We start from the raw sequence: 23,153 nt of genomic DNA, 5'->3' as shown, positions 1-23,153 counted from the left end.
ACATTTATTTACAAAGTCGCTGTACCACTTTTACAATCTCACTTGCTGCACTCTCCATCTCCTCGTAGGAATTACCAAGTCCAAAACTAATCCGAATCGATTCGCGCACAGCCGGATGTTCCGCACCAAACAGCGCCACCAACACATGCGACGGATCCACCGTGCCAGCCGTACAAGCCGAACCACTAGAAACCGCGATTCCTTCCATATCTAAATTCATCAACAACTGCTCCACCGACACACCCGGAAAGCGAACATTCAACACCTGCGGCAGCCCTTTTTCAAGCGAACCATTCACCTCAAAAAGAACACCACTCTCCGCAAAAGTATCCACTAAAACCTGCTTATACTCTGCAAAATCCGAACGTTTCTGTTTTCGCGACTCCAAAGAAATCCGCACAGCCTCCGCCATACCGCAAATTCCCGGCAAATTCTCCGTACCAGCTCGCCGCTTACGCTCCTGCTCCCCGCCGTGAAAAGGATACTGCAAATTCGTCCCATTTTTCACATACAAAAAGCCAATCCCGCGCGGTCCATTAATCTTATGCGCCGTCACCGTCAACATATCCACGCCAAGTTCCGCGACATCCATCTCGAACATCCCAAAAGCCTGCACCGCATCCGTATGAAACAACGCCTGGTGCCCCGTCAACCGCTCGCCAATCGCCCGAACCGGTTGCACCGAGCCAATCTCGTTATTCCCATACATAATCGAAACCAAAATCGTCTCGTCCGTAAGCGCCGCATCGAAATCCTCCAACGAAATAACACCCGTCTTGTCCACCGGCAAATACGTCACATTAAACCCTTTCGTTTCCAGAAACACACACGTCTCCAAAACCGCCGGATGCTCAATCGCCGTTGTAATAATATGTTTACCGTGCGCACGATTCGCATAGGCCGCTCCAATTAGCGCCACATTATCACCCTCCGTACCGCCACTTGTAAACACAATCTCACGTTCATCCGCCCCGATACTACGCGCCACAATAGCACGCGCCTCATCTAGCGCCTTCCGAGCCTCTCTCCCAGCATAATGAATACTAGAAGGATTCCCATAATTATTCGTAAAACTAGCCAACATCGCCTGCACAACCTCTGGATGAATTGGACTAGTCGCAGCATGATCCAAATACACACGTTCTACCATAAAATCGCTTCTTTCTATATTAAAAACTAACAATTAGCCTTTAAAAAATGTTTTTATAACCTACCCTATTTTAGCAAGAAACGGCGCTGAAAGCAAAGAACCAAGATGATTTTTGGATGAAAGCGCGTTTAGTTTCGCTGCTTATCTGTACTCTACTGTATTTCAGAGTGTGCAGGTGGGTTATATTTGTTTTGAGTTCATTCCGAGTTTTGCGTTTAAAATCACCTGATGGATTACCTGCTCACTACGTTCGCATGCATATTGAGCGCGCAGGAAAGCAAAATACGCTTTCTTACGCGCACAACAAAAAGCGCCCATTCAGCAAAACGTCAAAATCCCGTTCACAAATGAAGCGCTCGAATCTTAATTTAATAATAAAGAAACCCCAATCGTACCGTCTTTAATACCATTGTTTGAACCCGCTATTAACAGCAGGTGGGTGCTCTGTCTGACGGTTTACAAGTCCTCGTGAAAAGGCATGTGCGCTGCGCCCGAACTTGGGCTCCCTAGGTAGATCAAATTGTTCGGTTCAATAATATAGGTACCATAACGAATACATTAGGGTTTCTTTATTGAACTAAGAATACCACAAAATTTTGGAGATTTCAATTTGGAGCACTTACTTAACAGAAAAAGATGTATCTTTTCTTACTTAGCAACAAGATAACATGTAAGCGGTTAGCATTGATAGCTCATTTCTTATTCTGATTAATCTTCTCATAAACCCCAGCAATCGTCTGCTCATACTTAGACGTCAACTTCGGTTCGTAATACTTCGCTTTTAACAGTCGATCTGGCAAATACTGCTGATCTACCCATGCATTTTCATAACTATGCGGGTATTTATAATCAAGCGCCCGACCAAGCTCTTTCGCACCTGAATAATGGCCATCACGCAAATGATCTGGAACTTCGCCACTTTTTCCAGCTCGAATGTCTGCCAGCGCGCTATCAATCGCCATAATAGCAGAATTGGATTTAGGTGACAAACAGAGCTCAATAACGGCATTCGCCAATGGAATTCGCGCCTCTGGAAAGCCGATTTTTTCAGCAGTTTGTATCGCAGACAAGGTATGTGTCGCGGCTTGCGGATTCGCGAGACCGACATCTTCATACGCCATCACAAGCATACGCCGACTTATACTCACCAAATCGCCAGCTTCAATCAACCGACCCATATAATGGAGTGCCGCGTTTACGTCACTGCCTCGCACCGATTTCTGAAACGCGCTCAAAACGTCGTAATGCGCATCGCCGTCTTTATCGTGCGCCAAGCTCTTCCGTTGCAAGCATTCCTCTGCGACTTCAAGCGTCACATGCACTTTTCCGTCATCGGCAGGTTCCGAAGAAATAACCGCCAACTCCAATGCGTTGAGTGCGCTTCTGACATCACCATTACTAGCCGTCGCCAAATGGGTCTTCGCATCCTCATCGAGCACAACATCGTATGTTCCAAGTCCACGCTCCGAATCCGCCAGCGCCCAATCCATTGTCAGCTCGATATCCGCCACCGATAACGGCTTCAATTCAAAAATCTGCGTCCGACTCCTAATGGCCGGGTTAATCGCAATATACGGATTACTCGTCGTCGCCCCAATCAAAATAATTTGACCACTCTCCAAATGCGGCAACAGAAAATCCTGCTTCGGCTTATCCAAGCGATGTACCTCATCCAAAAGCAAGATAACCGTTCCGCTCATTTTTGCCTCTGCTGCCACAATTTCTAAATCCTTCTTATTATTCGTCACCGCGTTCAGCATCCGAAACGCATATTTCGTGCTGCCTGCAATCGCGCTCGCAATCGACGTTTTCCCAATGCCAGGCGGTCCATATAAAATCATGGAAGACAACTGTTTTGCCTTTACCATCCGATAAATAACTTTATCCTTACCAACAAGATGCGTCTGCCCAACAATATCATCTAGCGACTTCGGCCTCATTCGGTAAGCAAGCGGTTGAATAGCCATATCTCTCCCCCTCTAATAATCTTTCATCAATTATACCATAAGAGCGTATGTTCTGTTGTACAAAAACATCTATTTCATTAGCTTCTTGGCGCCATATACTATATAATTATTCTGGTATCACGATTAGACAAGTTTCAACTAATCGTACGGAGGCGATTCTTCCTAATTATATCAGAAAATCGCGACATTATTTGGAGGTTATTATGAAAATCACAACAAAAGGCCGCTATGGCTTAACTATTGTACTAGAATTAACGCGATGTTTCGGACAAGGTCCCATTTCCCTACGTTCCATCGCCGAAAAAAAAGGCTTATCCGAACACTACTTAGAACAATTGATTGGCCCGCTTCGTAACGCTGGTATTGTCAAAAGTATCCGCGGTGCACACGGTGGCTATATTCTAGGTGATGAACCCGCAAAAATAACAGCTGGCGACATCATACGCACCCTGGAAGGCCCTATCGTGCTTGTCGAAAGTATCGAGGATGAAGAAGCCGCGCAGCGCGAACTTTGGCTTCGCATTCGTAACGCCGTCAAAGAAGTATTAGATAGTACAACATTGGAAGATTTGGCGAGCCATGGCGATGATCCACTACTCGACGGCTACATGTTTTATATTTAATCCGAAAAACTACTTACATTTCGACGTGAGTAGTTTTTTCTTTCGCCCATTTAGCCTTATTCAAAATTCCTTTTTCACATCCATATGTCATCTATTTTCTCGCAAAAAATTAACCTCGAATAAAAAGAATATTTAAACTAAAACTCCGAAATCATTTAAAGAAAGCGCTATATGTTAGATAATCTAACAAAATTATAATTTTCAGATAAAATAGCTTGCTTTATTTTCAGTTTGCAGTATTATTATCTCATAAACAAAAAACAAATGTTAGATTATCTAACAAAAAGGAGAGTGTCACATGGAAGCAGTATTTATGTTTTTTTGTACCTTATTAGTTTGGCTGATGACACCAGGGATTGCTTTATTCTATGGAGGGATGGTTCGCCGTAAAAACGTGCTTAGTACTGCGATGTACAGTTTTAGCTCGATGGCGATTATCTCTATTTTATGGGTATTCGTTGGTTATTCCCTCGCTTTTGCACCAGGAAATGCTTTTATCGGCAGTTTTGACTGGACTTTCTTGCATAGCGTTGGTTTCGATGCCAATGCGACATACTCCGATGCGATTCCACATACTTTATTCATGATGTTCCAAATGACATTCGCTATTTTGACGGTAGCTATCATTTCTGGTGCTTTTGCGGAACGGATGAATTTTGCGGCATACTTAATTTTCATTATTTTATGGTCATTGCTTGTTTATTCTCCTGTTGCTCACTGGGTTTGGGGCGACGGTGGTTGGTTGCGTGAACTTGGTGCGCTTGATTTTGCTGGCGGAAATGTAGTTCATATTAGTTCTGGTATTACGGGACTTGTGCTCGCGATTGTGCTTGGGCGTCGTAAGGAAGCTGAGAATTCCTCCCCGCATAATTTGCCACTCGCTTTAATTGGTGGTATATTAGTCTGGTTCGGTTGGTACGGTTTCAACATTGGTAGCGCACTGACGATCGATAATGTCGCAATGACTGCGTTCGTCAACACCAATTCGGCCGCTGCAGCTGGTATTATCGGATGGGTCGCCGTCGAATGGCTGATTAACAAAAAACCGACGATGCTCGGCACAATTTCTGGCGCGATTGCAGGGCTTGTCTCGATTACGCCCGCAGCTGGATTCGTCACGGTTGGCAGTGCTTTGCTCATCGGCTTTCTCGGTGGTGCGATTTGTTTCTGGGCAGTATTCTGGTTGAAAGGTAAACTGAAATACGACGATGCACTTGACGCTTTCGGTTTGCACGGTATTGGCGGTATTTGGGGCGGTATTGCGACAGGCCTTTTCGCTACTACAAAAATTAACAAGCTCGGCGCGGACGGTCTTTTTTACGGAAATGCAAGCCTACTCGGTAAACAATTCATCGCTATTGGTTCCACGGTCGTTTTCGTTGCAATTGCTACCATCATCATTATCTATGTTATCAAAATATTCCTACCTATCAGAGTGGATGAAGACCAAGAATACAAAGGGCTTGATTTAACGCTTCACGGCGAAAAAGCCTATCATGATTAAGGGGTGGTTCTATTGTCAAACTTAACAAAAATCGAAATTATTACACGTCCAAATCGTTTTTACGAATTCCAAAAAGCACTCGCAGAAATCGGCGTTAGCGGACTCACTGTCACGAAGGCGCTCGGAACTGGTCTGGAAAAAGGCTTAATCGAACTATATCGCGGCAAAAAGAAGGAAAACAATGTGCATGAACGCATGAAGATCGAGATTGTTGTCAGCACGGTTCCTGTTGAAGCCGTTTTAGAAGTCGTAAAAAACACGTTACGCACTGGCGAACCCGGCGATGGTAAAGTTTTCATCTACCCCGTTGCCGAAGTCATTAAAATCAGCACCGGCGAGCGCGGCGTAGATGCTTTGCAAGATCATCCTAAAGAAAAATAGTCTCTCAAATGAGATGCGGATAAATAAAACGGAAGTAATTCTAAAAATACAATGAGAAATCGCGTTTTCCCCTTCCCGAAATGAAAAACAGAGCTTATAATGAAGAAGTAGCTAAATTGGATGTTTTTTATATATGAAGGAGAGATAGACAAAGATGCGAAAGATCCCCTTTTTTACAATTATCGCGATTGTTTTTTTAGCAGGAGGTTATTATTTTCTGCAAAACTCCGCTTCTCCAATAGATGTTTCTTTTAATTTTCTAGTCACACAGAAGAATGAGGACAACTCCGTTTCAGGAAACATCGAAGGAGCAGGTAGCAAAAAGATTAAGTTAGACCTTGACGAGTCACAATGGGATTCGGTGAAAGTCGGTAATCGCTATGCTATAGAGGCTAGATTTTACGACAAGCATGACGTGAGCAGCAAGGAAAAGAAAAAATTAGAAGGTCCGTTTTGGTCGAATGAAACCAATACCGGAATCTTAGCGAATGATGTTGAGGTCACGATGATTGATACGTCCTCAGCGAATTAAATCAGAACTATAGGCAAACCGCTAAATGGCGATGTCTATAGTTTTTTTGTACATGAAAATAGGATTCCCACATAAACGACGTGGAGAATCCTATTTTCATTGTTTTATTCTGCTTTCTTCGCCTCAATCGCAAGTTCTAGTTCGGCCAGTTGTGCCGCGCTAACTTCACTTGGCGCATTTGTCAACGGATCTGCTGCACTACCTGTTTTAGGGAAGGCAATCGTGTCGCGTAAATTATTCCGTCCAGCAAGAATCATGATAATCCGGTCCAAACCAAGCGCAATTCCACCATGTGGCGGTGTTCCAAATTCCAACGCTTCTAGCAAGAAGCCGAATTGATCTGTCGCCTCTTCATCCGTGAAGCCAAGCGCGCGGAACATTTGTTGTTGCATTTCTTTTTTATAAATACGGAGTGATCCCCCGCCAATTTCATAACCGTTTAAAACGATATCATATGCTTCTGCCATCGCTTTTTCTGGCGCGGTTTCAAGCAATGATGCGTCTTGTGGCATTGTGAATGGATGATGAGCGGACACGAAACGGCCAGCTTCTTCATCGTACTCGAATAACGGCCAATCTGTCACCCATAGGAACGCCAATTCGTTTTGGTCAATCAAACCTAGCTCTTGACCAAGTTTCGAGCGTAATGCACCAAGTGACGCCGCGACAACTTCTGCTTTATCCGCAACAAATAGTAGTAAATCGCCAACTTCTGCATCTAAAACGCCTGCCACTGCTTCCTGATTTTCTGGTGTGAAGAATTTGGCAATCGGTCCTTTGAAGCCGTCCTCTTCCACCTTCATCCAAGCAAGGCCTTTCGCACCATATCTGCCAACGAATTCGCCTAGCGCATCGATATCTTTACGTGAATAGTTCGCCGCTGCGCCTTTTGCATTGATCGCTTTTACTTCGCCACCGCTCTCGATTGCGTTCGTAAACACTTTGAAATCGACATTCGCTACTGCTTCTGCCATATTTTTCAGTTCTAAGCCGAAACGTACATCTGGTTTATCGCTACCAAAACGATCCATCGCCTCAGCGTATGTCATGTGCGGGAACGGTTTCTCGATTTTAATTCCCTTCGTCGCCTCAACAACTGCTACCAACATTTCCTCGGTAACTTCTTGAATCTCCTCTTTCGTCAGGAAACTCGTCTCTAAATCGATTTGGGTAAACTCTGGTTGACGATCCCCACGCAAATCTTCATCGCGGAAACAACGCACTACTTGGTAATATTTATCAAAACCAGCAGACATCAACAACTGTTTCAAAATTTGCGGTGATTGTGGTAACGCATAGAAATTACCTGGATACACACGACTGGGCACCAAATAATCACGTGCACCCTCTGGCGTACTCTTCGTCAAATACGGCGTTTCAATATCGAAAAAGCCCATTTGATCTAATTTTTGGCGGAATGTTTTCGTGGCCGTATGACGCATCTGGAAAATCTGGTTCATCTCAGGGCGACGCAAGTCCAAATAACGATATTTCAAACGCAATTCATCCGATACATTCACGCCATCTTCAATATAAAACGGCGGTGTTTTCGAAGCATTTAACACTTCAATTTCCTCCGCTAAAACTTCAATCCGACCCGTCGCTAATTTATCGTTGATTGCGCCTTCGCTTCTCGCAGCTACTGTCCCAACAACCGTTACAACAAACTCATTACGAACCGATTCTGCAATGGATAGCGCATCTGCTGAAAAATCTGGATTAAAAACTACTTGGACGATTCCTTCACGATCGCGCAAATCGATAAAAATAAGTCCTCCCAAATCACGACGTTTTTGCACCCAGCCGTGTAGTGTTACTTTTTCCCCGATATGTTTCTCCGTGACATCGCCACAATACAACGTTCTTTTCTTCATTTGTTTTCCCCCTCTAATTGCTCGCGTGCGGCCTGTAAACCAGCCACCACAGCCGCTAAATTGATTTCCGTTTGCTCACCTGTTTTCATGTTTTTCAACTTGCAGGTACCACTTTCAAGTTCTGTATCGCCTAAAATCATCGTAAACCGAGCATTTTTTCGATCTGCATCTTTTAATTGACCTTTCATTTTGCGGGCCATGTAGTCTTTCTCTACGCTAAAACCGTTTAAACGTAGCTCGTTAACAATCGCTACAACCTTCACCTCAGCCGTTTCCGTCGCTGTAATAACGTAGCAATCAAGTTCGCGCGTCACAGGAAGTTCGATTCCTTCCACATCTAATGCGGCGAATAAACGCTCCACGCCAAGGCCGAAACCAACACCCGGCGTTTCTGGGCCATCAAATTCTTGCACCAAACCGTGGTACCGACCGCCACCACAAAGTGTAGATTTTGCGCCAAAACCTTCCGCCGTACTCATAATTTCAAATGTCGTATGATTGTAATAATCCAAGCCACGAACAAGCGTCTGATCAACTGTATAAGCAATGCCTAATGCATCCAAATATGTCTTCACTTTCGCAAAATAAGCGGTTGATTCCTCATTCAAAAACTCCAAAATCGATGGCGCCGTCGCAATAAGCGGGTGGGCATGATCGACTTTACAATCTAGAATGCGCAATGGATTTTTATGCAGACGCACTTGACAATCCGCGCAAAACTCATCGATTTGCGGCTCAAAATGGGCTACTAATGCATCTTTATGCTTCAAACGACTTTCTTTATCGCCTAAACTATTAATCACAAGTTCAATATTTTGTAGTCCTAATTCTTTATAGAAGGTCATTGCAAGTGAAATAATCTCCGCATCAATCGCAGGATCATTACTTCCAAGCGCCTCTAACCCCATTTGTGTGAACTGGCGTTGTCTCGCGCCTTGCGGACGTTCGTAGCGGAACATCGGGCCTGTATAATATAGCTTCACCGGTTGGTTCACTTGTCCGAATAGTTTATGTTCTACAAACGCACGCACAACGGATGCCGTGCCTTCTGGGCGCAATGTTAAACTTCTATTTTTCTTATCTTGAAACGTGTACATCTCTTTTGAAACGATGTCTGTTGTATCTCCTACGCCGCGTTGGAATAATTCTGTATGCTCAAAAATCGGTGTCCTAATTTCTTCATATTGAAATCTCTCACAAATCGATTGAAAAACGCGCTCTACATAATGCCATTTCTCTACTTCTCCTGGTAAAATATCGCGTGTTCCTCTTGGCAATTTCATCTGCATGCCTTATCCCTCCTAAAAATTACGATAGTATCGTTGGTTTGATGGTTAGACTGTTTTGAGGTTTGGTAGATTGAAACAAATGAAGAGCCTTAGGTTTCTGCTGCTTATTTGTTCTGCTGGTGGTTCTGAGCTTCGCGGCTGTATGAGCTACTTTTGGCTTGCATGCATATTGAGGCTCTTCTTGGGTCCCTCTGCTTATTTGTTCTACCGATTATTCTTGGGGTTGCCGTTGTAAGAACCGCTTATGGATTACATGCTCACTTCGTTCTCATGCATATTGTGGTTCTAACTCAGCATAGTACGCTTCGTAAGAACCACAACAAAATAACCCCCATCCCCTGTCTTAACTAAATAAAACAAGGGACGAGAGTTAACCCGTGGTACCACCCTAAATTGAGGAACAAAAAAGCTCCTCCACTCAAAACAGTTAACGCCTGTCAACGTTCTTACTTACTCAGCAACATGCGCCTTTTAGCAAGAAGCCTCTGGAGTGTCTTTCTAACAATTTAACTGCGACAGGTTTTACAGCCTAGGAACCCGTCTCTCTTTACCAGCAAATGCTTGTTATACTTTTCTCCGTCATCGGTCATCTATTAATTACCCTTAAGACTACTAGAATTTGGCTCAAAAGTCAATAACGTTTTGAAAAATAATCGTGAAATTGTGGGTTTACTGTTTCATAATACCTTGTTTTGTGATAATCTTTTTATAGTAGATATTTATTTAGGGGTATAGGTGGTGTCCATTGATGAAAAATAAGTTCCTGTTTATAACCGTGCTCTCGTTCTTGCTTATTGGAGCCGGCATCTTGTCTACAATCGCGATGGCAAATGCAAACACGGTGCAAGTAAAAGCGGAAGTTCTAAACGTCAGAAGCGGACCAGGACTCGCATTCGACGTCACATCTCAAGTCAGAAAAAATGAAATTCTAAACGTGATCGACGAGGAAAATAAGTGGTATAAAGTTCGCCTCGAAAACGGGCAAAGTGGTTACGTGGCAAGTTGGCTCGTTAAAAATATCGATGTCAGTGCTTCCAGTAACAGTCTCGCTACCGTAACAAGCGACGGCGGTCTGAATGTTCGTAGCAAACCATCCACAAATAGCACCATACTCGGAAACTTGAAAGGCGGCGACCAAATCACCGTCACAAGCCAATCCAATGGTTGGACGCAAATCCAGTACCAAGGTCAAACCGCGTGGGTGAGCTCGACATACATCAAGATGCAAGAATCAGCAACCAAAGAATCAAAAAGCAATTTGCAAACCGTCACCGTCCGATCTAACGGTACGAATATCCGTTCAGGACCAGGTCGCAATAATAACACAATTGAGAAAGCCGATTCCGGTACCGTCTATAATATCGACGGCGTGCAAGGCGATTGGTATCAAATCACAACATCATCCGGCGCACAAGGTTACGTAGCCAACTGGGTTGTTGATGTCTCAACTTCCAAAACCAAAAGCGCACCGAAATCCAAAACAACATCACTTGCTGAGGCAACCATCGTTATTGACCCAGGCCACGGAGGAAACGATCCAGGCGCACAAGGTCAGAATGGTACTGTAGAAAAGAAAGCAACCTTAAAAACGGCTAAAGCGGTGGTAAAACGCTTAGAACAAAGCGGTGCAAAAGTTATTTTGACAAGGGATAGCGATGACTATATTTCCCTGAAAGATCGCGCTCGAAAAGCAGAAAAATACAACGCAGACGCCTTCATTTCGCTTCATTTTGATTCCGTAGAAGACGCAAGCAATACCAGCGTTAACGGACAAACGACATATTACTATAAAAATAAAGACCAAAGCTTAGCCGAAAGCATCAACGCGAGCCTAGCAAGCAACCTAACAAGCAAAAACCGCGGCACACGCTCCGGCGACTTCTACGTACTACGCGAAAACACCCAGCCGTCCGTGTTGCTAGAACTAGGTTACCTAAGTTCAAGCATCGACGAAGAAAAAATGAACTCCAACGGCTTCCGCGAAGACGTCGCCGATTCGATTTTTGAGGGGTTGAGTAATTACTTTAAAAACTAGGTGTCGAACGGGCTCGTTAGCTCCGAAAAAATTTGTTAGGGGCCGCAATAAAAACCCGCACTTGTTTTTTGTGGAGGGCTCGAAAATTTCGAGGAGCTAGCCCGTGAGACCCGATTCGGAGATTCAAAACAGGACACACAAAACAAAAAAATGCTAGGACGAGATTCCAAATCTTGTCCTAGCATTTTTTCATTACCTACAACCCTATTTCCCTAACAACTCCTGCGAGTCCAAAATAATCGTCACCGGACCATGATTCACAATCCGTACATCCATCATTGCACCGAAAACCCCGGTCTCAACAACAATCCCTTCAGCCGCAAGCAGTTTGTTAAACAAATCATACAAATCCGATGCCACATCAGGAGCCGCTGAATTCGTAAAACTCGGACGGCGCCCCTTTTTCACATCGGCATATAACGTGAACTGAGAAACACTAAGAATTGCCCCACCAAAATCTCGAATCGACAAATTCATTTTATCCTCATCGTCTTCAAAAATACGCAATCCGACAATTTTATTCACAATATACTTTACGTCTTCTTCTGTATCGCCATGCGTGAAACCAACTAGTAGACAAAGCCCACCAGCGATTTCGCCCACATTTTCATCATCAATCGTTACACTAGCTTCATAACAGCGCTGCGCCACAACTCGCATACTAAATTCCCCCAGTCAGTCTCAATTCATTAAACGTCTAACCGTGTAGACATCAGGAACTTGCTTAATCTTATCGACAACGCGTTGCAAATGATTAATATTATGAATCTGAAGCGTTAGGACGAGCGTCGCCATTTTGTTATTATCCACTTTTGCATTCACGCCGTTAATATTGCTTGTAAGGCTGTTCACGACTTGCAAGATATCATTCAGCATGCCATTACGATTATAGCCAAACACCTCAATATCGACGTTGTAATCGGTTTTAGCCGTCATATCCGCGTCTTCCCAATCCACATCGATCAAACGCTCGGTATCTGGACCTGTGACATTCGGACAATCTTTCCGGTGAATCGAAATACCGCGACCTTTTGTGATGTACCCAACAATTTCGTCACCTGGCACCGGATTACAACAGCGCGATAAGCGGATGAGTAAATTACCGATACCTTGCACGACCACACCCGCATTATGCTTGATTTTAAGGCGCTCGTTATTGCTATCCGTCGGGTTTTTCGGTTTCGCTTCAATTTTGTTTGTTAGCATCTCTGCTTGCTCTTCCAATTCCCGTATGCGTCGCTCTTTCTCCGTCAAACGATTCGCAACTTGAAGTGCTGTAATACCGTTATAACCTACCGCCGCAAACAAATCATCTTCATGGCTAAAATTCAGGCGTTCTCCAAGCTTATTCATATTTTCCGTTGTCATTACTTTCTTCGGATCAAAGTCAAGTTGGCGCAACTCTTTTTCTACCATATCGCGACCTTTTTCGACGTTCTCTTCTTTCGCTTGGCGTTTGAAGAACTGACGAATCTTATTTTTCGCTTGCGACGTCTGCACGAGTTTCAACCAATCACGACTTGGTCCATACGAATGTTTCGATGTCAAAATTTCAATGATATCGCCTGTTTTTAATTTATAATCAAGTGTGACAATTTTGCCGTTAATTTTGGCGCCTATCGTCTTGTTCCCAATTTCGGTATGGATTCGATAAGCAAAATCAAGCGGTACAGAACCGTTTGGCAGTTCGAACACATCTCCTTTTGGTGTAAAAACATAGACAACATCGGTGAACAAATCGAGTTTCAGCGATTCCATGAATTCCTCGGCGTTTTCCGACTCATTTTGATATTCAATAATTTCGCGGAACCAGCTCATTTTGTTGTCGAAGGAAGTCTTAGAATTGATGACTTTCCCCTCTTTGTAAGCCCAATGCGCCGCAACCCCGTACTCTGCGATTTGATGCATTTCCAGCGTCCGAATTTGCACTTCTAACGGCTCGCCTTGCGGACCAATCACTGTCGTATGAAGCGACTGATACATATTTGATTTCGGCATTGCAATATAATCTTTAAAACGGCCTGGCATCGGCTTCCAACGCGTATGGATGATCCCAAGAACCGCGTAACAGTCCTTAATACTATCCACTAAAATTCGAACCGCTAGCAAGTCATAGATTTCGTTAAACTGCTTGTGTTGCTCCGACATTTTGCGGTAAATCGAATAAATATGTTTCGGGCGACCAGAAATATCCGCCTTGATATGCAGTTCATCCAGATTCTCATTCACGCCATCAATCACATCGTGCAAGTAACGTTCCCGCTCTTCCCGCTTCTGCTTCATCAAATGCACAATGCGGTAATATTGTTGCGGATTCAAATAACGTAACGCGGTGTCCTCAAGTTCCCATTTCACACGGGAAATCCCCAAGCGATGCGCAATCGGTGCAAAAATTTCTAACGTCTCATTCGCAATACGGCGCTGTTTCTCCACCGGCAAATGCTTCAACGTCCGCATGTTGTGTAGTCTATCTGCCAATTTCACAAGCATAACGCGAATATCCTGCGCCATTGCGATGAACATTTTGCGGTGATTCTCTGCTTGCTGCTCTTCATGCGATTTGTATTTAATTTTTCCGAGTTTTGTAACGCCATCGACAATCATCGCGATTTCTGGGCTAAATGCCTCTTCTAAATCCCGCAACGTAATCGGCGTATCTTCTACAACATCGTGCAAAAATCCTGAAGCAACAGTAGCCGGATCCATCTCCAGCTCCACTAAAATTCCTGCTACTTGGATAGGGTGAATAATGTAAGGTTCCCCCGATTTGCGGAATTGATCCTTGTGCGCCTCACGTGCATAATCACACGCCTTTTTGACAACCGCAAGATGCTCCTCATTCATGTAATGAGAAGCCATTTCAATTACTTGATCCGCTGTTAAATTTTGTTCTTTAGCCATAATGTCCCCACACCCTTTTCATCCACTCTATCTGTAAAGTATGTAAAAGCACCCACGAATGAGTGCTTTTTAAAATAATTCTTATTTGATATTATAACATGTTTTAGACGACTCACAAAGTAATTTTGTTGCTTGAGCCTGAAAAAACACTTTTTTTGAAAATAGCCTTAGAAATCCATCAAAATCAGACGGTCATATCCTTCTAATTTTTTATGGCCTTCAAGCTCTGTTAGTTCGATTAAGAAAGCACAGCCAGCCACAACGCCGCCGAGTTCTTCCACCAGTTTAATCGTTGCTTCAATCGTACCACCTGTCGCTAACAAATCATCCGTAATAAGCACGCGTTGACCAGGTTGAATCGCATCTTTATGCATCGATAATTTGTTCGTCCCATACTCTAAATCATATTCCATATCCACCGTTTCACGCGGCAATTTATTCGGTTTACGAACTGGTGCAAAGCCAACACCAAGCGAATAAGCCACCGGACATCCGATGATAAAACCACGCGCTTCAGGTCCGACAATAACATCGACGCTCAATTTTTTTGCATATTCTACAATTTGGTCCGTCGCAAATTTGTAAGCCTCACCATGGCTCATAAGCGGTGTAATATCTTTAAAAACAATACCTTCTTTTGGCCAATCATTTACAATCGCTACATAACTTCTCAATTCTTCTAAGTTCATTTCACTATTTCCTCCAAAATTGAATTCCCCTTCGAATTCATCAGCTTCTCCATCCAATCGTACAGTTCGTTGTAATTGGAGTAGAGTAATTTCTGTTCCATCGCAATGCGGTATTCTCGAGCCTTATAAACAGCCGATTCCTCCAGATTACGTTTTTCCCCAATTTCATTCAATCTAATCACGCCATCCTCTATTGTAGCAAAATTTAGATCAAAAAACACGCGTGACATAAAATCAACGTGATCATCCGTCCAACTAAATTGCTTACAAAGACGCGACATATTTTGAGCGAGCGGGAAAGGTTGGTGTTTTTTAAGTACCGCATAGAGTTGCGCGAAATGCTGACGACTAGGCATCGACGCAATCGCATTTCCATTTTTGGCCTCGACATGCAAATAAATCCGATCCGCCGCCGTATTCGTAACTAGCGCCTCAAGCAAAGCCACATCATCCGGCATATCCGCAAAAATAAGATCTTTCGTTGCAGCATCCACGCAGTCCTCGATCGACTGAATCTGCGTACAAACAAGATTCGCATTCGACGCTAACAATTTTTCCTTGGTTCCATCTTGGAAACACACGAAAACCTTATCCGCCATGCCATCCGTTTGCAGCAACTTTTCCCATTCCGCTCGACTTCTGACATCAAACAATTGCCAATGTCCAATTCTCAAGTCCACAATACGGAGTTGCGGTTTGCGCATATTATTCCATTCATTAATCGATAATTCTCCGACCACATCCACTTTTGCCATCGGGGAAATTTTTTCAACGAGCTCGCCAGTTCCAAATCCAACCGCATCAATCGACGCACCAGAATCCGCTGTAATCGCCGTTTTCAGATGGTTCTTGTCCGCGCCAATCCGCTTCGTACCGCTCAACCGAACACCTTCCAACGCAAAAACTGGTTTGGGATTATCCGTACCAAAAGGCGCCAACTTGTTCAACTGCGTGATAAAATCAATCGTCACCGTCTCGACTGGAATCGCCTCTTCCACACGCAAAATGGACACAAAATCATCCGGCGACAACGTTTCCCGAGCCAGCTTCGATAAATTGGCCCGCAACGTCGCTACATCCGCCACATCAAGCGTCATACCAGCCGCCATCGGATGTCCACCAAACGCTTTTAAAAGCTCCTGATTCGCGTCAAGCGCTTGGTATAAATGAAACGCCTCGATACTACGCCCAGAGCCTTTCGCGATTCCCGTCACCTCATCAAAACCAAGCACAATCACAGGTCGCGCGTAACGATCCACCAATCGCGAAGCCACAATCCCCACAACACCAGGATTCCAGCCCGCTTTCCCGATGACAAGCACTTCATTCCCTTCACCAAGAAACTCCGCTTCAATCATCGCAATCGCTTCCTCAGCAATCTGTGCCACAATCGTTTGCCGTTCTTTATTTGCCTCATCAATTTCCTCCGCCAAGAAAACCGCCTCTTCCGGATCTTCCGTAAGCAATAAATCAGCCGCCGGATCCGCAGGGCCTAAACGACCAACTGCATTCAAACGTGGCGCAATCACGAAACCAATCGTTTCCTCGGTAGCCTCTGGAAGCTTCGCGCTAGCCAGTTTTGCCAAAGCAGACACACCGATATTCGCATTCTCCCGCAGAATTCGCAGTCCTTTTTGCACAAACAAACGATTCTCATCCGTCAGCGAAACCAAATCCGCCACCGTCCCAATCGCCACTAAGTCCAGCAATTCCGTCGGTTCCTCGCCTAACAACGCGTGAGCCAGCTTGTAAGCCACCCCAACACCCGCTAAATCAGGAAATGGGTAATTAGACTCCGGATGACGCGGATGAATCACAGCGACCGCCTCAGGCATCGTTTCCTTCGCCTCATGATGATCCGTCACAATCACGTCCAGACCAATCGCCTTCGCATGCGCCATCACATCCAGCGCCGAAATCCCATTATCCACCGTAATCAGCAAATCTACGCCCGAATCCTTCGCCTGCGTAAAAGCCGCCACATTCGGTCCATAGCCTTCCGTAAAGCGATTCGGAATATAAAAATCAGCATTCGCGCCGAGTTTACGCAACGTCTTCAACAACACCGTCACACTCGTCACACCGTCCGCGTCATAATCCCCATAAACAAGAATCTGCTCCTTGGCATCAATCGCCTGCTTAATCCGGTCGACCGCAAGCCCCATCTCCGCAAACAAAAATGGATCATACGCCTCATACTTGTCCGGATTTAAAAATTTATCCAATTGACCAGCAGTCGTGACCTTGCGACGCGCAAATAACTCCGCCATCGGTAGCGTACATTTCAGCTCATCAGCCACCTGTTGCATCGCCGCCGCATCCGCCGTCTCCACCTGCCATTTATATTTAGAATGAATCATGATTTACCACCCCTCAACCTACCCATTATACCCAAAAAACATAAAAAAGACCACCTAATTAGGCAGCCTTCCTTTAATTTCTGTCATACAGTTGGTTTCGGCGCACTATCTGTAACTTCTACTTCCGAAACTTTCACTTTACGCGATTTTTCCGCAGCTAGCGAACGTTCTAATTCCTTTTTCGCAGCCTCAAGCGTCTTGACTTGCTTCTTCATCGAATTCGTACGAACAATATTCAGACAGAAGAAAATCAACCCACCAATCAAAACCGATCCCAAAATAACTAAAATCAGCGGCCACTCCACATAGGCAAACAAGAAATTCACCTTCACATCATCCACATTTATCACCGCAAAAATCGCAATCACAATCGCCAACACAATCCCAACAATTACTTGCCATTGTACTTTCATCTAAAACTCCTCCTTAATCCCATTTTGGCTGCTCATAAAGCAACGCCAAATTCTCTAAATCACGCGAACCAACCTGTATATCAATAATCGCCGACAACTCAAAATGAACCTCGCCGTAAGACTCCGCACCATTATCCAAATCATCCATCACGATATGTTCCTTCACAACATGGCGCACATAACCATTCAACGTCTCGCGCTCATCATCCTGATCCAAAAACACCGCGATTGCGATTTTCTGATCCATCGCCAATGTCAGCACATTCGCCAATACATTCCCAAACGTACTCAGCTCAAAATCATCATGCTTTTCCTGATTTAGATAATATAACCGCTCCGCTCGCTTAGCGTCCTGCCCACCAGCATCAACACGAAAAATCAAATCCAGCCTAGCAATCAAATACCCCGCCGCCTGTGCCTGCGATGAAACAACCCGCAACACCAAGTAATCCTTCGTTACCAACTGGACAAAACCGCCATACCGTTCATCTTTACTCGTCGAATCATTATAAATATACAAAATCGTCTGTGCTTTCATCGCATTTTTCAACACACGGCACAAAATCTCTCTGTCCACCAAAATCTCCTCATTTCTTTCAAATCATCTGAGGACGAGCGATTTTCCTATTTCTTCACGTACTTTCTTTTATGCATCCAGAATCCTCCTAAAACGAAAATACCCAAATCGCACAATAAACTAGCGCCAAACCACCAGTAATAAGTAGCGACTTCATGACATACCATGGCAAAATCATCAACATTAGCGCAACCACACCTGCAATGATAGAAAAGAAAAACGAATCCGATCCATCAAAACTCGGCCAGCCACCATCTAACCAACCATTATGCCAATCCTTCGAATAGAACAACCCGAGCACAAAAAGCCCCACACCGATTGCTATCACAACTATCTGCCAAATCATGTTCCCACCGTACTCCTTATTCTCAATAAAAAATGCCGAATGCCTACCTCACCTGATTTTTTACATCTCAGATAAGATAAACATTCGGCATTAGACGCGTTAGCTAAGTCTTGCCGAAAATCCGCTTATCACAGATTATACGACTGGTTGGTCTGTTCTTGCGCGTTTCTTTTTCTTCTGCGTATTAATAACGCCTTTTTTCTTCAACTCACGTTTCTTGAATACATACCACAATTGCATTGCCATGAAGATGGATGAGAACACACTAGATACTAATCCAACTAATAGCGCAATCGAGAAGTTCAGGATCGACTCATTACCAAAGATAATAAGCGCGATAACCGTGAATAATACAGTTAATATCGTATTGATAGAACGGATGAACGTTTGACGTAAACCATGGTTCACCGCAAAAGCGATATCTTCCGGTTTTTTGAAGCGTCCCATTTTGAAGGAAACGTCTCGAATCCTATCCGCCGTAACAATCGTATCATTGATGGAGTAACCGATAACGGTCAGCACCGCCGCAATAAATGTCAGATCGACCTCCAGCTGGAAGATACTAAAGAAGATGAAGATCATAAAGGCATCAAATAGTAACGACAGAATCGTCGCGACACCCATTGACAACTCGAAACGAAAAGCGATATAAATCACAATTAGTATCGAGGCAATGGCAAGCGCCCATAATCCATCCTTCGCAAGTTCCTGTCCAACAGTCGGCGTTACCGTACTAATATTAGGTTCCTCACCATACGCTTTCGTGAAGTGTGTTTTAAATTTAGCCACTTCGTCTTGCGTTAGCGCTCCCTTATAGCTGATAACAGCGGTCTTATTATTATTTTGGAACGTGACATCCTCAGAAGGCATATCGATTTCTTTCAAATCTTTGTCAATCATTTGCTCCGTAAGCGGTTGTTTTGAAGTGACCTCCGCACGCGTACCACTCGCAAAATCAATACCTAGATTTAGCTTGAATATCGATAATATCACAATACCAACTACCACAATAAGTGTGAAGGTTGTTAGGAAGGCACGATGATGTTTCACAAAATCATACTTATCAAAATGCGTTTTCAAATCAAATGTCTGCTTACCTTCATGTAAATCATGAATATCTTTACGTCGAACAGCAAACAAACCAGGTTTATTATTCAACGCGTTACTGCTTACTAGAAGCCCCATAAGCGCTCTTGAACCCCAAACAGCAGTCAAGAAACTTACCAAGATACTAATAATCAGAACCGTCGCAAAACCTTTAATAGAACTTGTTCCGAAGTAGAAAAGAACCCCAGCAACGATCAGCGTCGAAATGTTTCCATCAAAGATAGCTCTGAAGGATTCTTTCCCACCTGTATCGAAGGCTGTTTTCGTGGACTTACCAACCTTGAGTTCTTCCCTTATCCGCTCGTAGGTAATAACGTTGGCATCTACCGCCATACCAATACCAAGAATTAACCCGGCAATACCTGGTAGTGTAAGGGTTGCATTTAACAATCCTAGAATAAGCAATACGATATATGTGTATGCCACAAGCGTAATAGAAGCAATAATACCTGGTAAACGATATACAGCCATCATGAAGATAAAGATAGCCATAACACCGATTAATCCAGCTAAAACAGTTTCAGCCAACGCATCTTGACCAAATTGCGCGCCAACCGATGTAGAATAAACTTCTGTCAATTTAACAGGTAGTGCACCAGAATTTAATAGATTCGCAAGTTCTTTCGCAGAATCCATCGTAAAACTACCAGAAATCTCAACTTTCTTCGTATCCAGCTCACGATCTACGTTTGGAGCAGATAAATAGGCTGGATTTTCTTTCACACGCTCTGTTTTGTACTTCAAGCCTTCTTTCCAATCAAGCCAAATGACTAACTGGTTATCAGGCGCTTTTGCAGCAATTGTTTTCGTCACATTCGCAAATTTATCTTTGCTTTTCAGTTCTAGCGTAACAATTGCTTGGTTTTTGTCGTTTGTGACAGCTTTCGCGCTGCCAGGTACAAGATCACTACCATCCATCATCAGTTTATCGTCAGCATCACGGAACGATAAGACTGCTTGTGTAGATAGAATTTTTCGTGCTTCATTTTGATCGGTTACACCCGCTAGTTGTACACGAATACGATTACCACTTTCAATCGTGATGACCGGCTCGTTTACACCCAAGGCATTAATCCGCTGATCAAGCGTTGCCACGGTTTCTTTCATTACGTCATCTGTTACTTTACTTTTTCCATCAGCAGGTTCCACTTGGTAAAGAACCTCGAAACCACCTTGCAAATCTAGACCGAGATTAATCTTATCTAGAACAGGTTTTGCAGTAAAAATAACTGTTCCAAAAATAATTGCTACAATCAGGAAAAATGTAATTATTTTACTTTTCTTTATCATTTCTTTCTAATTCCTCCCTCATCTACTAACAACAGACACCTTTGTAGGCGCCATTACGCTATGTAGAATGCTACTCTTGGACTTCCGTCAGTTGCAGCGAAGTATCTTCTTTCGCAGCTTCTTCTGGCGGCCCCATGGTAATAAAGTCCATTAATGATGCTATTTTCATTTGTAAAATGTCGTGAATGCGCTGATGCAAACGCGGGTCTTCTTGATCCTTCCAAACAACTTCAACCAAAAAAGACCAAATATGTTCCGCTTTGATTTCACGGTAACCCATCAATTGAAAATCTTCTACACGAATTAAAATTGCTGTTTCTAACTGGTCATACCATTCTTTGTCGGATCCCATCCTCATTCTCACACCTTCTTTTTCAAACAACATAGATTCATTTTATCTAATTATGAAGTAAATGGGAAGCATAATCTCCAAAAAAGCCAAATCTTTATTTCCATCCACTCACAAAACGATTATATTGAATCTCCAAAATGTAACTTTTCTTGCTTGGCGATATTTCTATATACCCATTTATCTACAAGAAAAAACAAGCCGCTACAAGGATTTTAATCCACGGCTTGTTTTTTCAAAAAGTAAACTTATTTTTTTTCGGTATCCACTTCCGTTGTTGTTACTTCTTCAACTTCCGCTTCCACCACTTCTTCCTCAACTGCGTCTGCTTTCGCTAAAACAGTACGAACTGCATTGCGATCAAAAGTTAGTTCACTACCAGCACAATCAAGTACAATATTGCCATCTTCAATTGCTACGACTGTTCCGTGCAATCCTCCGATAGTAATGATTTTATCGCCTTTAGATAGACCACTTTGCATTGATGTTACTTCTTTTTGACGTTTTTGTTGTGGACGGATAAGCAAGAAGTAGAACAATACGATCATTAATAATAACGGTATTAACATTGCCATGTGTTTATTCAGCTCCTTTCATTTTTATTCTATATTAGAAATTTTTCGCATTCGGACCATTAAGGCCATACTGCTCAAAAAATTCTTCCTGGAAATCAGCAAGTCGGTCGTTCATAATTGCACCACGAACCTGCTCCATTAAGTTTAACAGAAAATGTAGATTATGATAAGTAGTAAGCCTAATTCCAAAAGTTTCATCACAACGAATCAAATGTCGAATGTAGGCACGCGAGTAATTTTTGCATGTATAGCAATCACAAGCTTCATCGATCGGACGGAAATCACGCGCAAATTTGGCATTTCGAACAACTAACCGACCTTGACTTGTCATACATGTACCATTTCTCGCAATACGCGTTGGAAGCACGCAATCAAACATATCAATCCCCCGAATCACACCGTCAATCAGCGCGTCAGGCGAACCCACACCCATCAAATAACGCGGTTTATTCGCTGGTAATAATGGCGTCGTATACTCCAACACTTCATTCATAATATCTTTTGGCTCACCAACGGACAATCCCCCGATCGAATAACCAGGAAAATCCATCGAAACTAGATCACGCGCACTTTGCTCACGTAAATCTTTATACGAACCACCCTGCACAATCCCAAAAAGCCCTTGGTCATGCGGACGAGCGTGCGCTTTCAAACCACGTTCAGCCCAACGAGACGTCCGTTCAATCGATTTTTTCATGTAGTCATGTGTCGCCGGATATGGCGGACATTCGTCAAAGGACATCATAATATCCGACCCGAGCGAGTTTTGAATTTGAATCGCTTTTTCAGGTGAAAGGAACAGCTTATCCCCGTTCAAATGATTGCGGAAATGCACGCCTTCTTCCTTAATATCACGCATATCGCTCAAGCTAAACACTTGGTAACCGCCAGAATCCGTCAAAATCGCCTGATCCCAGTTCATAAATTTGTGAAGACCACCAGCTTCCTCAATCAAATCCTCACCAGGTCGTAGCCATAAGTGATACGTATTGCTCAAAATAATGCCTGAACCCATTGCTTTTAGTTCCTCTGGAGACATCGTTTTAACTGTTGCAAGCGTCCCCACCGGCATAAACATAGGCGTATCAAAAGAACCGTGCGGCGTGTGAATTTTGCCGAGACGGGCGCCTGTTTGCTTATCAGTTTTTATTAGTTCATAGGTAATCGCAGCCATTTTCTACCTCTTTCTAT

Annotated in this window: 20 protein-coding genes, 1 other RNA gene and 1 other annotated feature; of the genes, 5 read left to right on the top strand and 16 right to left on the bottom strand. The window is 43.6% G+C overall.

Translation table 11 applies throughout. The features are described 5' to 3' along the window. Positions 1 to 4: 4 nt before the first annotated feature. The 3 genes from HCJ66_RS08055 to HCJ66_RS08045 all read right to left on the bottom strand — a co-directional run bounded on the left by HCJ66_RS08055 (position 5) and on the right by HCJ66_RS08045 (position 3,117). Positions 5 to 1,150, bottom strand: coding sequence for a cysteine desulfurase family protein (locus HCJ66_RS08055; protein WP_181675433.1), 1,146 nt, complete (start codon positions 1,148 to 1,150; stop codon positions 5 to 7). A 378-nt stretch (positions 1,151 to 1,528) separates the two neighbouring features. Then, positions 1,529 to 1,718, bottom strand: a non-coding RNA gene (gene ssrS / locus HCJ66_RS08050) — 6S RNA. Positions 1,719 to 1,842: 124 nt separating this feature from the next. Then, positions 1,843 to 3,117 (bottom strand): replication-associated recombination protein A, encoded by a 1,275-nt coding sequence (locus HCJ66_RS08045; protein ID WP_187132658.1) that lies wholly within the window; start codon positions 3,115 to 3,117, stop codon positions 1,843 to 1,845. A 203-nt stretch (positions 3,118 to 3,320) separates the two neighbouring features. On the opposite strand from HCJ66_RS08045, the gene cymR reads away from it, so the two are divergent. The 4 genes from cymR (at position 3,321) to HCJ66_RS08025 (ending at position 6,157) form a co-directional block, all read left to right on the top strand. Continuing rightward, positions 3,321 to 3,740: a cysteine metabolism transcriptional regulator CymR gene (gene cymR, locus HCJ66_RS08040; RefSeq protein ID WP_036061761.1), complete on the top strand. Its 420-nt coding sequence runs from the start codon at positions 3,321 to 3,323 to the stop codon at positions 3,738 to 3,740. A gap of 298 nt (positions 3,741 to 4,038) precedes the next feature. Beyond that, on the top strand, positions 4,039 to 5,244 hold the full coding sequence (locus HCJ66_RS08035) for an ammonium transporter (protein WP_187132657.1): 1,206 nt from the start codon (positions 4,039 to 4,041) through the stop codon (positions 5,242 to 5,244). Positions 5,245 to 5,256: 12 nt separating this feature from the next. Beyond that, positions 5,257 to 5,625 carry a P-II family nitrogen regulator gene (locus tag HCJ66_RS08030; RefSeq protein WP_036079256.1) on the top strand — a complete coding sequence of 123 codons (369 nt, stop codon included), beginning with the start codon at positions 5,257 to 5,259 and terminating at the stop codon, positions 5,623 to 5,625. Between the two features lie 154 nt (positions 5,626 to 5,779). Beyond that, a complete protein-coding gene (locus HCJ66_RS08025) occupies positions 5,780 to 6,157 on the top strand; it encodes a hypothetical protein (RefSeq protein ID WP_187132656.1) in 378 nt (125 codons plus the stop codon). A gap of 104 nt (positions 6,158 to 6,261) precedes the next feature. Here the strand turns inward: HCJ66_RS08025 and aspS are convergent, their stop codons facing one another. Together aspS and hisS are read right to left on the bottom strand one after the other, a co-directional pair. Continuing rightward, a complete protein-coding gene (aspS, locus tag HCJ66_RS08020) occupies positions 6,262 to 8,031 on the bottom strand; it encodes an aspartate--tRNA ligase (RefSeq protein ID WP_187132655.1) in 1,770 nt (589 codons plus the stop codon). After that, complete coding sequence (hisS, locus tag HCJ66_RS08015; RefSeq protein WP_187132654.1) at positions 8,028 to 9,320, bottom strand: histidine--tRNA ligase; 1,293 nt, start codon at positions 9,318 to 9,320, stop codon at positions 8,028 to 8,030. Before hisS ends, aspS begins: the two co-directional genes overlap by 4 nt. Positions 9,321 to 9,676: 356 nt before the next feature. Next, positions 9,677 to 9,912, bottom strand: a binding site (T-box leader). A gap of 156 nt (positions 9,913 to 10,068) precedes the next feature. Between hisS and HCJ66_RS08010 the strand changes: the two genes are divergently transcribed. Next, on the top strand, positions 10,069 to 11,355 hold the full coding sequence (locus tag HCJ66_RS08010; protein ID WP_187132672.1) for an N-acetylmuramoyl-L-alanine amidase family protein: 1,287 nt from the start codon (positions 10,069 to 10,071) through the stop codon (positions 11,353 to 11,355). Between the two features lie 204 nt (positions 11,356 to 11,559). On the opposite strand, the gene dtd is transcribed toward HCJ66_RS08010, so the two are convergent. The 11 genes from dtd to tgt all read right to left on the bottom strand — a co-directional run bounded on the left by dtd (position 11,560) and on the right by tgt (position 23,136). Continuing rightward, positions 11,560 to 12,015, bottom strand: a complete 456-nt coding sequence (gene dtd / locus HCJ66_RS08005) for a D-aminoacyl-tRNA deacylase (protein WP_187132653.1) — start codon at positions 12,013 to 12,015, stop codon at positions 11,560 to 11,562. A gap of 21 nt (positions 12,016 to 12,036) precedes the next feature. Next, positions 12,037 to 14,256 (bottom strand): RelA/SpoT family protein, encoded by a 2,220-nt coding sequence (locus HCJ66_RS08000; protein ID WP_187132652.1) that lies wholly within the window; start codon positions 14,254 to 14,256, stop codon positions 12,037 to 12,039. A 167-nt stretch (positions 14,257 to 14,423) separates the two neighbouring features. Next, positions 14,424 to 14,945 carry an adenine phosphoribosyltransferase gene (locus HCJ66_RS07995; protein WP_187132651.1) on the bottom strand — a complete coding sequence of 174 codons (522 nt, stop codon included), beginning with the start codon at positions 14,943 to 14,945 and terminating at the stop codon, positions 14,424 to 14,426. Next, entirely contained in the window at positions 14,942 to 17,305 is a 2,364-nt protein-coding gene (gene recJ / locus HCJ66_RS07990) for a single-stranded-DNA-specific exonuclease RecJ (protein ID WP_187132650.1), read from the bottom strand. The genes HCJ66_RS07995 and recJ overlap by 4 nt, the downstream gene beginning before the upstream one ends. Before the next feature lie 83 nt (positions 17,306 to 17,388). Next, on the bottom strand, positions 17,389 to 17,718 hold the full coding sequence (locus HCJ66_RS07985) for a LapA family protein (protein ID WP_187132649.1): 330 nt from the start codon (positions 17,716 to 17,718) through the stop codon (positions 17,389 to 17,391). A gap of 13 nt (positions 17,719 to 17,731) precedes the next feature. Beyond that, positions 17,732 to 18,295 (bottom strand): hypothetical protein, encoded by a 564-nt coding sequence (locus tag HCJ66_RS07980; protein ID WP_187132648.1) that lies wholly within the window; start codon positions 18,293 to 18,295, stop codon positions 17,732 to 17,734. 88 nt (positions 18,296 to 18,383) lie between these two features. Further along, the gene (locus tag HCJ66_RS07975) at positions 18,384 to 18,641 is read right to left on the bottom strand and encodes a hypothetical protein (protein WP_187132647.1); all 258 of its coding nucleotides are present in this window, start codon (positions 18,639 to 18,641) and stop codon (positions 18,384 to 18,386) included. 135 nt (positions 18,642 to 18,776) lie between these two features. Beyond that, positions 18,777 to 21,038, bottom strand: coding sequence for a protein translocase subunit SecDF (secDF, locus tag HCJ66_RS07970; protein ID WP_187132646.1), 2,262 nt, complete (start codon positions 21,036 to 21,038; stop codon positions 18,777 to 18,779). A gap of 70 nt (positions 21,039 to 21,108) precedes the next feature. Beyond that, entirely contained in the window at positions 21,109 to 21,390 is a 282-nt protein-coding gene (locus HCJ66_RS07965; protein WP_425489632.1) for a post-transcriptional regulator, read from the bottom strand. 245 nt (positions 21,391 to 21,635) lie between these two features. After that, positions 21,636 to 21,962, bottom strand: coding sequence for a preprotein translocase subunit YajC (yajC, locus tag HCJ66_RS07960; protein ID WP_051999329.1), 327 nt, complete (start codon positions 21,960 to 21,962; stop codon positions 21,636 to 21,638). A 34-nt stretch (positions 21,963 to 21,996) separates the two neighbouring features. Then, complete coding sequence (gene tgt / locus HCJ66_RS07955; RefSeq protein WP_187132644.1) at positions 21,997 to 23,136, bottom strand: tRNA guanosine(34) transglycosylase Tgt; 1,140 nt, start codon at positions 23,134 to 23,136, stop codon at positions 21,997 to 21,999. Positions 23,137 to 23,153: the final 17 nt, after the last annotated feature.

The sequence above is a fragment of the Paenilisteria portnoyi genome, from assembly GCF_014322795.1.
GTDB lineage: Bacteria > Bacillota > Bacilli > Lactobacillales > Listeriaceae > Listeria_A > Listeria_A portnoyi.
The sequence above is the reverse complement of the archived record's forward strand: the minus strand, read 5'-3'. Positions and strand labels throughout refer to the sequence as shown.

What these genes read in the sequence shown, in the direction of transcription:
- dtd (WP_187132653.1), bottom strand. Translation starts at nt 12,015, where the DNA reads ATGCGAGTTGTGGCGCAGCGCTGTTATGAAGCTAGTGTAACGATTGAT.
- yajC (WP_051999329.1), bottom strand. Translation starts at nt 21,962, where the DNA reads ATGGCAATGTTAATACCGTTATTATTAATGATCGTATTGTTCTACTTC.
- secDF (WP_187132646.1), bottom strand. Translation starts at nt 21,038, where the DNA reads ATGATAAAGAAAAGTAAAATAATTACATTTTTCCTGATTGTAGCAATT.
- hisS (WP_187132654.1), bottom strand. Translation starts at nt 9,320, where the DNA reads ATGCAGATGAAATTGCCAAGAGGAACACGCGATATTTTACCAGGAGAA.
- HCJ66_RS08055 (WP_181675433.1), bottom strand. Translation starts at nt 1,150, where the DNA reads ATGGTAGAACGTGTGTATTTGGATCATGCTGCGACTAGTCCAATTCAT.
- tgt (WP_187132644.1), bottom strand. Translation starts at nt 23,136, where the DNA reads ATGGCTGCGATTACCTATGAACTAATAAAAACTGATAAGCAAACAGGC.
- HCJ66_RS08035 (WP_187132657.1), top strand. Translation starts at nt 4,039, where the DNA reads ATGGAAGCAGTATTTATGTTTTTTTGTACCTTATTAGTTTGGCTGATG.
- HCJ66_RS08025 (WP_187132656.1), top strand. Translation starts at nt 5,780, where the DNA reads ATGCGAAAGATCCCCTTTTTTACAATTATCGCGATTGTTTTTTTAGCA.
- HCJ66_RS07965 (WP_425489632.1), bottom strand. Translation starts at nt 21,390, where the DNA reads ATGGGATCCGACAAAGAATGGTATGACCAGTTAGAAACAGCAATTTTA.
- HCJ66_RS07995 (WP_187132651.1), bottom strand. Translation starts at nt 14,945, where the DNA reads ATGAACTTAGAAGAATTGAGAAGTTATGTAGCGATTGTAAATGATTGG.
- recJ (WP_187132650.1), bottom strand. Translation starts at nt 17,305, where the DNA reads ATGATTCATTCTAAATATAAATGGCAGGTGGAGACGGCGGATGCGGCG.
- HCJ66_RS08010 (WP_187132672.1), top strand. Translation starts at nt 10,069, where the DNA reads ATGAAAAATAAGTTCCTGTTTATAACCGTGCTCTCGTTCTTGCTTATT.
- cymR (WP_036061761.1), top strand. Translation starts at nt 3,321, where the DNA reads ATGAAAATCACAACAAAAGGCCGCTATGGCTTAACTATTGTACTAGAA.
- HCJ66_RS08045 (WP_187132658.1), bottom strand. Translation starts at nt 3,117, where the DNA reads ATGGCTATTCAACCGCTTGCTTACCGAATGAGGCCGAAGTCGCTAGAT.
- HCJ66_RS07975 (WP_187132647.1), bottom strand. Translation starts at nt 18,641, where the DNA reads ATGATTTGGCAGATAGTTGTGATAGCAATCGGTGTGGGGCTTTTTGTG.
- HCJ66_RS07985 (WP_187132649.1), bottom strand. Translation starts at nt 17,718, where the DNA reads ATGAAAGTACAATGGCAAGTAATTGTTGGGATTGTGTTGGCGATTGTG.
- HCJ66_RS08000 (WP_187132652.1), bottom strand. Translation starts at nt 14,256, where the DNA reads ATGGCTAAAGAACAAAATTTAACAGCGGATCAAGTAATTGAAATGGCT.
- aspS (WP_187132655.1), bottom strand. Translation starts at nt 8,031, where the DNA reads ATGAAGAAAAGAACGTTGTATTGTGGCGATGTCACGGAGAAACATATC.